The organism is Streptomyces sp. NPDC051183 (assembly GCF_040682455.1).
Lineage (GTDB): Bacteria > Actinomycetota > Actinomycetes > Streptomycetales > Streptomycetaceae > Streptomyces.
In genome coordinates this window covers 1-14136 of the sequence record NZ_JBFBBA010000079.1, presented here as the reverse complement: position 1 = coordinate 14136, position 14136 = coordinate 1, and the positions used below count along the sequence as shown (strand labels likewise).

Here is a 14136-nt window from a genome sequence, read left to right as displayed (position 1 = left end):
ATCAACACACCCGGACAACACCGCCACCCCGCCCGCCGTCACGGCCTGCGCAGCGCATTCAACCGATACCGCTACGTGCGGAGGATGGGTCTAGCGGGACGCGGAACACCTCCGCGAGGTACTCCGCCACGGCCTGCGGCGTCGGCGGGGAGGACCGGGCGCCCAAGTAGCCGTCCGGGCGCACCGCGAACAGCGTCGGGCCCTGCGGACGGTAGGCTCCCGCGAACTCCCCGCGGGCGTCCCGGTACACGGGCAGCGGCCCCGCCCCGTCGGAGCCGTCGGGTGCGCCGTCGGCGAGCAGCACGCAGGCCTCCACCCGGCCGCCCGACAGGGCCCGGGCCGTGGCGGCGAGTTCGCCGAACCCCCCGTCCCCGGACGGGTCCGCGTAGAGCAGCAGCACATGGCCGGTGCGGTCCCGCAGCAGGTCGTAGAGGCGCAGCGGGTAAGCGGTGACGGCGCCGCTCAGGCCGCCGCAGTCCGGTGCCCGGTCACCCGCCTGCGGGCCCTGGGGCGCCGCGTCCGCGACGGCGCCGACGACGGGGCTCCCGCGGTAGCCGACGAGCAGTTGCGCCTCCCGCAGCATCATCGTCGCCGGGTCCGCCGGATCGGCCTGTACGCCGCCCTGCGTCGCGTGCCGGACCGTGCGGCCGACGACCTCCTCGCCGACGGGCCGGCGTTCCGCGTCGTAGCTCGCCGTCAGCCCCGGGTGGGCGGCGCCCTCGACGGCGAGCGCCAGCTTCCAGGCCAGGTTGTACGCGTCCTGGATCCCGGTGTTCATGCCCTGCGCGCCCGTCGGCGGATGGATGTGGGCCGCGTCCCCCGCGACGAGGACCCGCCCCTCCCCGTACCGGTCCACGATCCGGTGACTGATGCGGAACACCGAGGACCAGCGCAGCGTGGAGGCGACCGTCGGCTGCGGCGACAGGCGGTCGAGGACCTTCTGGACGTCGGCCAGCGCGGGACCGCGGCTCGTGCCCAGCCCGTGGGCGACGCCGTCGTCGGCCCCGCCCTCGCGGCCGCGGGCGGACACCTCGGGCGAGACCAGCATCGACAGCCGGTACCGGCCCGGTCCGGGCAGCGGGATGCACACCAGCACGTCGTCCAAGGCGCCGTCCTCGCCGCGGTGCATGGACCGTACGCCGTAGCCGTGCGGCAGGTCCCAGTCGACCTGCACGTCGGCGAGCATGTACTCCTCGGGGAAGGCGCCGCCCTCGAAGGCGAGCCCGAGCCCCTTGCGGACCGCGCTGTGCGCCCCGTCGCAGCCCACCAGGAAGCCGGACCGGACCTCCTCCCGGGTCCCGGAAGCCGTCGTCAGCAAGCTGGTGACCCCGGTGGCGTCCTGGGTGAAGGACACCAGCTCGGTGCCGCGCTCGATCTGCGTGCCGTACCGGGCCAGGTGCTCCTCCAGGATCCGCTCGGTCTCGTACTGCGGGAGCGCGGCGAAGGCGTACGGGGCCTCGGGCGGGAGCCGCATCTCGATGCGCGGCTGCTCCACGCCGTTGACGTACAGCAACTGCCCGAGCAGCGGCACGGCTGCTTCCAGGGCGGAGCGGACGAGGCCCATCCGGTCCCAGATCTCCAGGGTGCGGGGCTGGATGCCGACGGCCTTCGCGTACGGCAGCCGTGCCGGGAGCCGGTCGATCAGGCGGCAGTTCACGCCGCGCCGGCGCAGCTCCAACGCGGCGGTGAGGCCGACCGGGCCGGCGCCCACGACCAGTACGTCCCGAGTATCGGTGTGCACCATGTGGCGTCGCCTCCGCATCCATCGTCGCGTGGCGTACCGCCTACGGCGACCCGGCCGCTTCGAGCTGGGCCGCGGCCAGCGCGAAGCCGTCCGCGGCGACGGCGCAGCGGTCGGCGAACCCGCGGACCTCGGTACGGAAGGCCTCGCCCTTCGGCCCCGGCCAGCACAGGTGGACCACGGCCGCGCGCAGCCGGACGGCGTGCGAGCGCAGCCCGGCCGCGTGCGAGCGCAGTGCCGAGGCGGGCGTCTGGGCGGGGGTGCGTACCGGTGCGGCGGCGGACGGAACGCGGGCCACGGCGGCGGTTGCCGTGACCCGGGCGGCGGCGGTCGCGGCAGCAGCGGCCCGAGTGGCGGCGGCCCGGGCGGCCGTGATGCGCCGGGCGGTCCCCGGCGGGAGGGGGTCGCCGCGGCCGGGGCCGCGGTCGAAGAAGGCCCGGCAGGCGGCACCGAAGCCGAGGAGCGGTTCGGCGGTCACGGCCCGGCCGGTGGCCACCTGCCAGCCGGCGTGGTCGTTGAAGGGGTTGTCGTCGGTCAGCGCGTGCCAGGCGAGCAGATCGGCGAAGGCCGGGGAGAGCAGCGTGAAGGCGTACTCGGGACCCCGGTCGCGCATGATCGCGCGGAACGCGCGGACGGCCTCGCCCTGCCGGTCCTCTTCGACGGCCTTGAGCACGGCGGCCGCGTCCGGGTCCGCCGCCAGCTCGGGCCGGCCGGCGCTCGCGGCCCGGATCCGGGCCTTGAGCCCGCACACCGCGATGCTGACGGCGAGGCTCTCCCGCCCGGCGAGGATCCCGGCGAGCCGGCCCGCCGCGGCCACTCCCCGGCCGCGCGGGGCCCAGCCCAGGCCCGCCGGGTCGGTGAGCGTGCGCAGCAGGGTGCGCCAGGCCGGTCGGCGTCGCCTGACCCTGGCGAGCGCGGTGGCCGGCAGACGGGCGCCGAGGGCCAGTTCGGAGGCGTGCCGGGCGGCCTCGCCGACGGCGTCGGCGGTCTCCGCGAGCTCGCGGCACACGGCGCCCAGCAGGTCGACGTCCGGGTCGGTGGACTCGGAGGTGACGGCGTCGGACATGGGTTCCTCGCGTTGCAGTGGGGGTGTCGGAGTGTCGGGTCAGCGGTGGAGGAGCGTGAGCCGGATGCCTTGCGGGTCCAGCGTCGTGGGCAGCGGCCCCGTCGGGTTCAGCACCGGCCGGGTGGACTCGACGCGGTGGCCGCGCAGCACCTCGGCGCAGAGCGCGGCGGTGAGCAGCAGTCCGAGCCGGCTGCCGGGGCAGCGGCCCGCGCCGTGACCGAAGGGGGCCATCCGGATGTCGCGGTCGGCGCCGGGGGTCTTCCAGCGGCCCGGTACGAAGACGTGCGCGGCCGGTACGTGTTCGGGATCGCGCTGGTGGAAGGCGGCGGGCACCAGGACCGTGGTGCCGGCCGGGTGGCGGTCGCCCCGCCACTCGGTCTCGGTACGGGTGACCCGGACCAGGTCGGGCACCACGGGGAACAGCCGCAGCGACTCCCGGACGCATGCCCGCAGGCGGGGCAGTTCGGTGTGGGCACCGGCGGCGGCTTCGGCGGCGGCCGCGTCCTGTTCGGCGGGGTGGGCCCCGAGCAGCAGCAGGGTGCGCAGGAGGGTCGCGGGGACGGCGTCCATGGCCGCCAGCCAGTGCTGCGCCGGCCCGACGGGATCGCCGTGGCGGGCGGCCCGGCCGGCGAGGGTGTGCGGCGCGGCCTGGGCGGCGTACTGCCGGATCCGCGCCACGGCCTTGTCTCGGACGGTACGGGATCCGCGGGCGCGGCCGCTGCGCAGTTGGCCGAGCAGGGCGGCGAGTTCCTCGTCTCCCGCGGCGGCGTCGCCGAGCACGATCCGCCGCGCGATGCGGGCCACTGCGTGGCGGGCGCGGGCCAGTTCGAGGCCCGCGGCGGCCGTCAGGAGCGGGGCCTCGGCCGCGACGGCGGCCAGGAACGGGCCGCAGGAGGGGTGTACGGGGGCGCCGGCGGCCAGTACCTCGTCGTGGAGCCGGCGGCGCGCCGCGCCGGGGCCGCCGGGCGGCTCGGTGTGGAAGCGGCGCAGGTCCTGCGGGTCCAGCAGGACGAGCACGGTCCCGGCGAGGCCGCGTACGAGGACGGGAGCGCCCCCGTGCCGTACGCGCAGGGCGCGCAGCGCGGCGGCGGACCAGCGCGGCCGGGAGGGTGCGGCGTACGGGTGCTGCGTACGGGCCCGGCCGCCGCTCACGAAGCCGCGTACGAGTACGGGCAGGGTGTGGGTGGCGGCGAAGCGCACGGCATCGGCCCGCCCGCCGCCGCCCCGTGCGGCGGGACTTCGCAGGGTGTCGAGAGCGGCCTCGTGGACCGTGCGCATCCGGTACCTCCGCGCAGCCGTGGACGACGGTCGGTGACATCGGGATCACCGTACGTCGCTCCCGAAGGGCGCGCGCTCCGAGCACTCAGAGAGCCGCGTCGCGGAAGGTTTTGCGCAAGGGGCCCGGGGGGCGGGTGGGGAGCAGGAGGGCCCAGCGGTGCAGGCGGGGGGCGATCCACAGGGTCGCGGCGTCGCCGTGGGACCAGGCGCCGTGCGGGGCCGGGTGCCAGAAGAGGCCCCGGGCGGGGGTGAGCTCGCCGGTGCGGATGCGCAGGGAGTCGGCGGTCCAGGCACGGCTGACGGGATGGTCCGCCGGGGAGAGCAGGTGGCTCGGGAAGCGGGCGAGGTCGGCGAGCGGCGCGTGCAGGGTGCCGTCGGCGGCGAAGCCGGTCCGGGTCATGCCGAGCGGGGTCCAGATCCGCTCGGCGGCGTACGCGGCGAGCGGTCTGCCGCTGAGGTGCTCCACGAGGCGGGTGAGCGTGCCGGGCGGCGCCGCCGCGTCCCGGGTGAGCAGGTGGTGGGCGGTGGTTCCGGCGGGGGCCTCTGCGGCGAGGGCGCCGCCGTAGGCCGACAGCGGGGTGTGCAGGCCGAGCTCCCCCGCTTCGACCAGGGTCCCGACGGCGGGCCACAGGGCCAGTACGGCCGCGAGCCCGCCCACCTCGTACGTGCCGCCGGGCGCGCCGCAGGCGCCGGAACCGGCCGAGCTCTCGTGCACCCCGTCGGGGCCGCCGATCGCCCAGGCGGCACCGGGATCGGCGGACCGTACGAGTGCGTGGATGCGGGCGGCGCGGTCGGTGCGGGCGGCGCGGTCGGCTGTCCTGTCGTCGCTCTGGAGCGTCATGTTCAGCCACGCTACGGCTGCCCGTACGGCGGGTTCCGCGCGTCGCGCGGTGCGGTCGTACCGCGCCACCCGATTGCCGGTACGACAATCCGAAGGGGCGGGGCGCCCATGGCACCCCGCCCCCGTCGGCTCACCCGGCGTTGTCGCCCGGCATTGCCGCCCGGCTAGCCCTTGTCGGGGCGGTCCGTCACGCGCAGCGTGTTCAGCAGGGGCTTGCCGAAGCCGCTGTGGGTGACGAAGCGGATGTTGAGCACCCCGTCGGTGACCGTCACCGTGTACGTGCGGTTGACGGCCTTGTAGGTGCCCGCCTCCAGGGAGATGTCCAGGGAGGGCAGGACCTGCGTGCCCTCCGCCAGGACGTCGAAGACGCGCTTGTTCGGCTTGGTGGAGGAGAGCTCCGCGAAGCCCAGCTCCACCGTGTAGGTCCCGTTCGGGACGTTGTCGAAGCGGTACTCGTACATGCCCTCACGGGCGTTGCGGAACAGCCGCTGGTCGTCGGTGCCGGCGATGGTGCGGCCGGTGGACTGGACCGAGCTGCTGCCCTGGTAGCCGTACGAGCCCGCCGTGTACTTGCGGTCCGGGGACCAGCTGTCCCCGAGCGCGTCGGTGCCCGCGTAGTCGGAGCCGGCGTCCAGGGCGACCTGGTAGCGCGGGACCACGACCTTGACCGGGACGCTGAGCACCGGGGTGCGGCCGCTGGCGGACGCGATCTTCAGGTCGGCCGTCAGGACCGTGCCCGGGGTCAGGCCCGCCGTGTCCAACGTGAGGGTGAGCGCGGACTTGCCGCCCGTCGGGAGGTTCCCGCTGCCGGGCGTGGCCGTGAGCCAGGCCGCGTCCTCGGTCACCGTGAAGTCGGTGCCCAGGCCGGGGTTGGTGAGCTCCAGAGTCCGGGTCCGCTTCTGGTCCGGCGGGAGGACGGCCTCCACGGCCGGCTTGGAGGCGGTGACCTTGCCGGTGCGCAGGGACTGCGTGACCGGCGTGACGTCGGCCGGCTTGATGTCGACGGTCGCCGTGGCGGACTCGTACGAGGGGGCCGACAGGGCCACCGTCTTCGAGCCCGAGGGGCTCTGGACGACGTAGCCGCCGTCCGCGGCCGTGGTCGCCGCCACCGCCGTGTCCCCGGTCCCGACGGTCACCGTGGCGCCCGCGACGCCCTTGCCGTCGTTCGCGTCGAGCACCCGGCCCGCGACGACACCGCTCTTGGTGGTGCGGAAGGCGATGGACAGGCCGTCCGTGATGACCGCGGTGTTGAAGGAGTACTTGAACGCGTCGGTTCCGGTCGCGTTCTCCACGCCCACGGTGGCCGTGGAGCCGCCCTTGATGCCGGTGCCGCCCGTCCCCTTGTAGGAGTACGTCACGGTGCCGTCCTCGCCGATCGACGCCGAGAAGGAGAACTTGTCGGTCTGCGCGGACCAGTGGGCGACCGCGCGCCATTCGATCACGTAGCTGCGGTGCGGCGCCGTGCCGGTCACCGATGTGAAGACGCCCGAGCCGCTGCCGGCGGCGCCGACGACGAGGTCGTCCCAGAACGGGTACAGGGCCGCGTTCGGTGTGGCGGTGCTCGGGATGTCCCCGTTGATGTCACCGGTGTTGTTGCCGCCGAAGCTGACCGTGCCGTTCGTCCCGATCCACGCCTGGCCGTACGTCTTCCCGTACAGCGGCAGCGGGAAGGGCAGGTCGACGCGCTCGGTGGTGTTGTCGCCGGTCAGCGCGAGCTGCCGGTCCCCCGCCGGGTACGGGCGGTCGCCCGCGGCGGCGCAGGCGTAGCCGTAGCCGTCGGTGCGCTCGGGGAGGTTGACCGCGACGGTGGTGTCCCCGGCGACGGTGGCCTTGGCCGTGCCGCCGGTGACGCAGCGCGAGGAGTGGGTGGCGTTCACGTCGTACGTGCCGTACGGCAGGGTGACCTCGAAGCGGCCCTGTGCGTCGGCCGTCGCGGTCACCGGGGTGTCCGCGACGGTGACGGTGGCGCCCGCGGCGGGTCCGGCGGCCGAGGAGACCGTGCCGGTGAGCTTGCCGGAGGCGGCCTGGGCGAGGGTGAAGTCGCCCGTGGCGGTGGCGTTCTCGGTGACCGTGGCGGTCCCGGTCTGCTGCCCGTAGCCGAACTTCGACGCGGTCAGGGCGTACTCGCCGACCGACAGGGAGCGGAAGCTGTAGGTGCCGTCGGCCGCGGTGGTCGTCGTACGGTCGATCGGGCCGTCGGCGACGACCTTGACTCCGGCGACGGGGTCGCCCGAGCCGGAGCGGACGGTGCCGCCGAGGGCGCCGATCGCACCGCGCGGGGCGCCGGTCACGGCGGCGAGCGCGTCGAGCTTGCCCTCGCCGAAGACGTTGTTGTCGGCGAGCGTGCCACCGCACTGGCTGCTGTCGGTGTCCTGCGCGGTGCCGTCCAGCAGCGCCTCGGTCTGCGCGATGTCGCCCTCCAGGGCGGGCGCGGCGGACCAGAGCAGGGCCACGGTCGCGGCGGTGTGCGGCGAGGCCATGGAGGTGCCGGAGAAGGAGGCGTACGCGCCGCCGGGGACGGAGGAGCGTACGTTCACGCCGGGGGCGGAGATGTTCGGCTTGACGAGGCCGCCGGGGCCGGCGCCGCGCGAGGAGAACGACGCGATGGCGCCGTTGATGTCGAAGGCGCCGGAGCTGTAGGAGCTCGCGTAGTCACCGGGCGAGCCGCTGGTCGCGCAGCCCGGGCCGGAGTTGCCGTTCGAGAAGGCCGGGAAGATGCCGGCCGCGCGCCAGGCGTCGACGATCTGCTGGTACCAGTCGTCGTGCGCCGCGCTGCCCCACGAGTTGTTCACGATGTGCGGGGCGAGGTCGGGGCGCGGGTTCTGGCCGTTCAGGTCGGTCGGGGCGACGATCCACTGGCCGGAGGCGAGGAGGGACGCCTCGGAGCAGGAGCCGGTCTCGCAGCCCTTGGCCGCGATCCACTTGGCGCCCGGCGCGACGCCCGTCTTGTTGGCGCCGCCGTCGTCGCCGACCATCGTGCCCATCGTGTGGGTTCCGTGGTCGTTGTTGTCGCAGGGCGCGGCGGTGGAGCAGATGCCGCCCGGGTCGAACCAGTTGTAGTTGTGGTCGTACGACCCGTCCGCATTCTTGCCGCGGTACTGGTTGTTGACGGCGGGGTGCGTGTGGTCCACGCCGCTGTCGATGTTGGCGACGACGATGCCCTCGCCGCGCACGCCCAGCTGGTCCCACACCTGCGGGGCCTTGATCCGGTCGATGTTCCACTCGACGGCGTCGGCGGCGGCCTTCTCGCGCCGGCCCTCGGCGGGCTTGGGGAGGGTGACCTTGTCGTCGGCGTCGATCCGGGAGACCTCGGGGCGCCGGGCGAGGGATCCGGCGAGCTTCTCGCTGCCGGTGACGCGCACCGCGTTGACGATCCAGTACGAGGTGTAGTCGGCCTTCGCGCCGTCCAGGGCCTTGATCACCTCGGCCTGGCTCCGCGCGGCGTGGTCCTTCTTGAGCCGGAGCACGGTCTCTGCCTTCGCCGCGCGGGTCTGCTGCCTGCTCGCGGAGGTGAGGTCGGCGGCGCTGTCGAGGTAGACCCAGAAGACGGCCTTGGCGGAGTCGTCGAGCTGGGCGCGGAGCTTGGGTTCGATCTTGCGCTCGGCCGCGCTGGGCGAGGGGCCGGGTTCCGGTGCCGCCGCGGCCACGCCCGCGCCGACGGGCAGGAGCAGGACCGAGGTGAGAGCGGCGAGCGCCGTTCGTAAGGATCGTCGTCGGTTGCGTTGTGCCACGTGTTGTCTCCTCGTACGCCGTGTGCAGGTTGTGCGGGAAGGGAGTGCGTGACGTGCGCGGGTCATGGTGAAGGAGTAGTCATGGCCATTACAAGAGGGCCTCATGAGCCACGGCGTCCGGGTGCCTCTTCCCGGAGGCCCTTCCCGGTGGCCCTTCCCCGCGGCCTGTCCCGGTGGCCTGTCCCGGTGGCTCTTCTCGCCCACGCGAGCCAGCCTGAAGGCATGACCGCGTCCCCCGGCGAACCCGTGTCCACCCCCGCAGTGCGACTCGACACCGCGCAGGGCCGGTGGATCGTCCTGACCACCGTGCTCGGGTCGAGCATGGCGCTGCTGGACTCGACCGTGGTCAACGTGGCCCTTCCCCGCATCGGGCGGGACCTCGGCGCCGATCTGGCCGTCCTGCAGTGGACGGTCAACGCGTACCTGCTGACCCTGGCCGGGCTGATCCTGGTGGGCGGGGCGCTGGGCGACCGGTTCGGGCGGCGCCGGATCTTCGTGCTGGGCGTGGTGTGGTTCGCGGTGGGCTCGCTGCTGTGCGGCATCGCGCCGAACGCCGGTGTGCTGGTGGCCGCCCGGGCCCTGCAGGGCATCGGCGGCGCGCTGCTGACGCCCGGCTCCCTGGCACTGATCCAGGGCTCGATCCACCCCGACGACCGCGCCCGGGCCGTCGGCCTGTGGTCCGGGCTCGGCGGGGTCGGCGCGGCCGTGGGGCCGTTCCTGGGCGGCTGGCTGGTGGACGGGCCCGGCTGGCGCTGGGTGTTCCTGCTGAACGTACCGGTGGCCGCGCTGTGTGTGCCGGTCGCACTGCGGCACGTACCGGAGTCGCGGGATCCGCAGGCGCACGGGCGGTTCGACGTGGCCGGGGCCGTGCTGGGCGCGGCGGCGCTGGCACTGCTGACCTATGCGCTGATCGAGGCCCGGTCCGGTACCGCCCTGGTGACGGGGGCGGCCGTGGGCGGCGTGCTGCTGGGGGCCGCGTTCGTGTACGTGGAGCGGCACCGGGCCGATCCGATGATGCCCCCGGACGTCTTCGCCTCCCGGCAGTTCACCGCCGTCAATCTGGTCACCCTGTGCGTGTACGCGGCCTTCGGCGGCTTCTTCTTCCTCGTGGTGCTCCAGCTCCAGGTCGTCGCCGGGTATTCGGCTCTGGGCGCCGGGGCCGCGCTGCTGCCGACCACCGCGCTGATGCTGCTGCTGTCCGCCCGGTCGGGGGAGCTCGGCGAGCACATCGGGCCGCGCGTCCCGCTCACGGTCGGGCCGCTGCTGTGCGCGGCCGGGATGCTGCTGATGCTGCGCGTGGGGCCGGGCGCCCCGTACGTGCGGGACGTGCTGCCCGCGCTGGTCGTGATGGGGATGGGCATGGTGGCCCTGGTGGCTCCGCTGACGGCGACCGTGCTGTCCTCGGTGGACGCCGGGCGGGCCGGCCTGGCCAGCGGCATCAACAACGCCGCCGCCCGGGCCGCCGGACTGCTGGCGGTGGCCGCCCTGCCGCTGCTGTCCGGGATGGGCCCGGACGCGTACCTCTCGGCCGACCGGTTCGACGCCGCCTTCGGGCGGGCCATGCTGTGGTGCGCGGGGGCGCTGGTGGTCGGCGCCGCGCTGGCCTGGGCGACCGTACGCTCCCCCGCGCCCGGGGGCTGCCACCCGGAGTGCCGTACCCACTGCGCGATGGCCGCTCCACCCCTCGAACCCCCGCGGGAGGCGGAGCGGTGACGTCGGTCCGGCGCCCTACCAGGGTGCGGGCGCCGGCGGGGCGACGACCGGCGGGCGGTCGTCGAAGGTGCGGCAGCGTCTTGACTGAAAATTCAGTCAATGCCACAGTGCGGCTACCCTCTCATCCACCCTCCTTCGGAGGTTCACATGAACCCAAGCCGCAGAACCCTGTTGCGCTCGGCGGGCGCCGGGGCCGCGGGCCTCGCCCTCGGAGCCCTCACCACGCAGTCGGCACAGGCCGGGCAGGCGGCCGTCGCACCGGCGGCGGCGCGCCGGATGACCGTGCCCCTCGACGACGTACCGCACGTCCGCACCTGGATGGCCTGGCCGTCCAGTCGTTCGATCTGGGGTTCCGCCCTCGCGGGAGTGCAGCAGGACATCGCCCTGATCGCCAGGACGGTCGCCCGCTACGAACCGGTACTGATGTGCGCGGCCGACGAGAACGCGGCCGCCGCCGCCCGGGCCCGCTGCGGCTCCGCGGTCACCGTCATCTCCACCATCCCGGTGGACGACCTCTGGATGCGGGACACGGGCGCCGTCTTCCGGCGCGACGGCGCGGGCGCCGTCGACACGATCGGCCTGAACTTCAACGGCTGGGGCAACAAGCAGACCCACCGCAAGGACGCCAAGGTGGCCGGACTGCTCGCCGCGCACGAGTCGCTGCCCTTCACCGCGACCACCTTCGTCGGCGAGGGCGGCTCGGTGGAGACCGACGGCGACGGCACGCTGATGGCCACCGAGAGCAGCCTGGTCAACAAGAACCGCAACCCGGGCCTCACCCGCGCCCAGGTGGAGACCAAGGTGCTCGCCGCCTACGGCGCGGACAAGATGATCTGGGCCCCCGGGATCAAGGGCCAGGACATCACGGACGACCACATCGACGTCACCTCCCGGTTCATCCGCCCCGGCGTGGTGATGGTCCAGGTGCCGCCCGCCGACCGCACCGACATCTGGGCCAAGGACGCCCGCCAGCAACTCGCGATCCTGTCCGCCGCCACCGACGCCAAGGGCCGCCGGCTCCAGGTCATCAAGGTGAACGGCCCCGACACGCTGCGCTCCGACAACCCCGACTTCGTCGACTCCTACCTGAACTTCCACCTGGTCAACGGGGCGGTCATCACCTCCCAGTTCGGCGACCGGGCCAAGGACGCGGGGGCCAAGCAGGCACTCGCGGCAGCGTTCCCCGGCCGCACCGTGGTCCAGCTCGACGTGGACCGCCTGATGGGCGGCGGCGGGGGCATCCACTGTTCGACCATGCAGCAGCCGACCGCGCAGTGATCACCCGGTGATGTAGCGCCATGTGCTGGAGCGCGACGGCCGATCTGACGGCGGGTACGGTCATCACCGCCGTCGGGGTCGTCTGCGTCATGCGCGTGCAGCGGGTCCGCGACCTGCCCGTCGCCGCGCTTCCCCTGCTGCTCGGCGCGCACCAACTGGTCGAGGCCGCAGTCTGGCGCTCCGGCGGCGGCTGCGGCCCCGCCACCACGGCATGGGCCGTGATCGCACTGCCGCTGCTGCCGGTATGGGTACCGCTCGGCGTGCTGCTCGCCGCCGCGCCGCCCATGTCCGGCCCGCGCGAGCGGCGCCGCCTGCGGGCCCCCGCCGCCGCCGGCGTCGCGACCGGCGCGTACCTCTCGTACTGCCTGGCGACCCGGCCGGTGACCGCCGAGATCCGCGGCCACCTTGTTGGCTACGGTGTGAATATTCCGTGGACGCCGCTGGTTCTTGCGGGCTACTTGTTCGCCACTCTCGGCGCGCTGCTGATCTCCGGCGACCGGCACCTCAGGGTGCTCGGTGCGGTGTTGACCGTCGGGGCCCTGGCCTGCTCAGCGTTGTGGAGGCTGGAATTCGCCTCCACCTGGTGCGCCTTCGCGGCCGTCGCTTCGATGCTGGTCCTGGGCTGGGTACGGCGCCGGAAACCGGCCTCCTCTGTTACGTGATCGGCCAAAAGTTACCTAGACGTATGTAGTGACTTCACACGCACCCGGCAGTAGAACTCGTTCCCATTCCGCCGAGAGTGAGGAACGTCACATGAGTGGCAAGTCCCTGCACAGAAACGGCTCCAAGGGCATTTCGCGTCGCGGATTCATTGCTAGAACAAGTTCCATTGTTGGAGCCATGGCCCTCTCGGGTCAGGTCGCTCCGACGCAGGCTCGGGCAGCCGTCGCCGCCGGTCCCATCCAGAACGGCGCCCGCGTGCCGGTCCTGGTGATCGGCACGGGGTACGGAGGTTCCGTCGCCGCGCTGCGCCTCGCGCAGGCGGGCGTCAATGTGCACATGATCGAGATGGGCATGGCCTGGGACACCCCGGGCACCGACGGCAAGATCTTCGCCAACACCACGGCGCCGGACTACCGGTCGTACTGGCTGCGCACCCGCACGAAGGCCCCGCTCAGCAACTTCCTCGGATTCCCCATCGACAAGGACGTCCCCAAGTACACGGGCATCCTGGACGCCGAGGAAATGGGCGGGATCATCGTCTATCAGGGCCGCGGCGTCGGCGGCGGCTCGCTCGTCAACGGCGGTATGGCCGTCACCCCCAAGCGGCAGAACTTCGGCGCCATCCTGCCGACGGTGGACGCCGACGAGATGTACAACACCTACTACCCACGGGCCAACGCCGGGCTCGGCGTGGGCCTCATCGACCCGAACTGGTTCGAGACCGTCGACTGCTACCAGTTCGCCCGCGTCGGCCGCAAGCACGCCCAGCGCTCCAACTTCCCCTTCGTCTTCGTCCCCGACGTCTACGACTGGGACTACATGAAGGCGGAGGTGGCCGGCACGGTCCCCAAGTCCGCGGTGGCCGGCGAGATCCTCTACGGCAACAACGCGGGCAAGAAGTCGCTCCAGCAGACCTACATCGCGGCCGCCAAGGCCACGGGCAAGGTCACCATCTCGCCCCTGCACCGGGTCACCTCGGTCTCCCCCGCCTCCGGCGGCGGCTACACGGTCGCCATCGAGCAGTTGAACACCGACGGCAGCGTCGCGGCCGCCAAGAGCGTCACCTCCGACCGGGTGTTCTTCGCGGCCGGCAGCGTCGGCACCAGCAAGCTGCTGGTCAGGCTGAAGGCGACGGGCGTACTGCCCAACCTGAACGAGGAGATCGGCAAGGGCTGGGGCGACAACGGCAACGTCATGTGCGGCCGCGCCAACCACATGTGGGACCCCACCGGCAAGGTCCAGGCCTCCATCCCCTGCGGCGGCATCGACAACTGGGACGCGGGCGGCGCCTTCGCCGAGGTCGCGCCGCTGCCGACCGGCATCGAGACGTACGCCTCCTTCTACCTGTCCATCACCAAGAACCCGAACCGGGCCCGGTTCTCCTGGAACGCCGCCGCGAACAAGGTCGACCTGGACTGGCAGACGGCGTGGAAGCAGCCGTCCATCGACATGGCCAAGACCATCTTCGACAAGATCAACTCGAAGGAGGGGACGATCTACCGCACCGACCTCTTCGGCACCAACAAGATCTGGGGCGACCACCTCACCTACCACCCGCTCGGCGGCGCGGTCCTGGGCAAGGCCACCGACAACTACGGCCGCCTGCACGGCTACACCGGCCTGTACGTGATCGACGGAGCGCTGATCCCCGGAAACACCAGCGTCAATCCGTTCGTGACGATCACCGCGCTCGCCGAGCGCAACATCGAGAAGATCATCGCCACTGACCTCTAGGGGGTGTCTGGCGGATCAGGGTCGGGTAGCCCGGGTCGTCTGGTGCCGTGGATTGCAAGGCGGAGGAGGGAGCCACTGCGGAGCATTGGCG

At 73.4% G+C, this 14136-nt stretch carries 9 protein-coding genes; 4 read left to right on the top strand and 5 right to left on the bottom strand.

The window, feature by feature from the left end; translation table 11 throughout:
• Positions 1–58 precede the first annotated feature (58 nt).
• The 5 genes from AB0M99_RS36310 to AB0M99_RS36290 form a co-directional block, all read right to left on the bottom strand.
• Complete coding sequence (locus AB0M99_RS36310) at positions 59–1744, bottom strand: FAD-dependent monooxygenase (protein ID WP_365928297.1); 1686 nt, start codon at positions 1742–1744, stop codon at positions 59–61.
• Positions 1745–1784: 40 nt separating this feature from the next.
• Positions 1785–2807 (bottom strand): hypothetical protein, encoded by a 1023-nt coding sequence (locus AB0M99_RS36305; protein WP_365928295.1) that lies wholly within the window; start codon positions 2805–2807, stop codon positions 1785–1787.
• Between the two features lie 39 nt (positions 2808–2846).
• A complete protein-coding gene (locus AB0M99_RS36300) occupies positions 2847–4085 on the bottom strand; it encodes a cytochrome P450 (RefSeq protein ID WP_365928293.1) in 1239 nt (412 codons plus the stop codon).
• Positions 4086–4170: 85 nt separating this feature from the next.
• Complete coding sequence (locus AB0M99_RS36295; protein ID WP_365928291.1) at positions 4171–4926, bottom strand: hypothetical protein; 756 nt, start codon at positions 4924–4926, stop codon at positions 4171–4173.
• A 164-nt stretch (positions 4927–5090) separates the two neighbouring features.
• A complete protein-coding gene (locus AB0M99_RS36290; protein WP_365928289.1) occupies positions 5091–8657 on the bottom strand; it encodes a S8 family serine peptidase in 3567 nt (1188 codons plus the stop codon).
• 222 nt (positions 8658–8879) lie between these two features.
• Between AB0M99_RS36290 and AB0M99_RS36285 the strand changes: the two genes are divergently transcribed.
• The 4 genes from AB0M99_RS36285 to AB0M99_RS36270 all read left to right on the top strand — a co-directional run bounded on the left by AB0M99_RS36285 (position 8880) and on the right by AB0M99_RS36270 (position 14045).
• Positions 8880–10370 carry an MFS transporter gene (locus tag AB0M99_RS36285; protein ID WP_365928287.1) on the top strand — a complete coding sequence of 497 codons (1491 nt, stop codon included), beginning with the start codon at positions 8880–8882 and terminating at the stop codon, positions 10368–10370.
• A gap of 147 nt (positions 10371–10517) precedes the next feature.
• Entirely contained in the window at positions 10518–11648 is a 1131-nt protein-coding gene (locus AB0M99_RS36280; RefSeq protein WP_365928285.1) for an agmatine deiminase family protein, read from the top strand.
• Positions 11649–11668: 20 nt separating this feature from the next.
• On the top strand, positions 11669–12310 hold the full coding sequence (locus AB0M99_RS36275; protein ID WP_365928283.1) for a DUF6629 family protein: 642 nt from the start codon (positions 11669–11671) through the stop codon (positions 12308–12310).
• A 91-nt stretch (positions 12311–12401) separates the two neighbouring features.
• On the top strand, positions 12402–14045 hold the full coding sequence (locus AB0M99_RS36270; protein ID WP_365928281.1) for a GMC oxidoreductase: 1644 nt from the start codon (positions 12402–12404) through the stop codon (positions 14043–14045).
• Positions 14046–14136 lie beyond the last annotated feature (91 nt).

What these genes read in the sequence shown, in the direction of transcription:
- AB0M99_RS36280 (WP_365928285.1), top strand. Translation starts at nt 10,518, where the DNA reads ATGAACCCAAGCCGCAGAACCCTGTTGCGCTCGGCGGGCGCCGGGGCC.
- AB0M99_RS36275 (WP_365928283.1), top strand. Translation starts at nt 11,669, where the DNA reads ATGTGCTGGAGCGCGACGGCCGATCTGACGGCGGGTACGGTCATCACC.
- AB0M99_RS36285 (WP_365928287.1), top strand. Translation starts at nt 8,880, where the DNA reads ATGACCGCGTCCCCCGGCGAACCCGTGTCCACCCCCGCAGTGCGACTC.
- AB0M99_RS36305 (WP_365928295.1), bottom strand. Translation starts at nt 2,807, where the DNA reads ATGTCCGACGCCGTCACCTCCGAGTCCACCGACCCGGACGTCGACCTG.
- AB0M99_RS36295 (WP_365928291.1), bottom strand. Translation starts at nt 4,926, where the DNA reads ATGACGCTCCAGAGCGACGACAGGACAGCCGACCGCGCCGCCCGCACC.
- AB0M99_RS36300 (WP_365928293.1), bottom strand. Translation starts at nt 4,085, where the DNA reads ATGCGCACGGTCCACGAGGCCGCTCTCGACACCCTGCGAAGTCCCGCC.
- AB0M99_RS36310 (WP_365928297.1), bottom strand. Translation starts at nt 1,744, where the DNA reads ATGGTGCACACCGATACTCGGGACGTACTGGTCGTGGGCGCCGGCCCG.
- AB0M99_RS36270 (WP_365928281.1), top strand. Translation starts at nt 12,402, where the DNA reads ATGAGTGGCAAGTCCCTGCACAGAAACGGCTCCAAGGGCATTTCGCGT.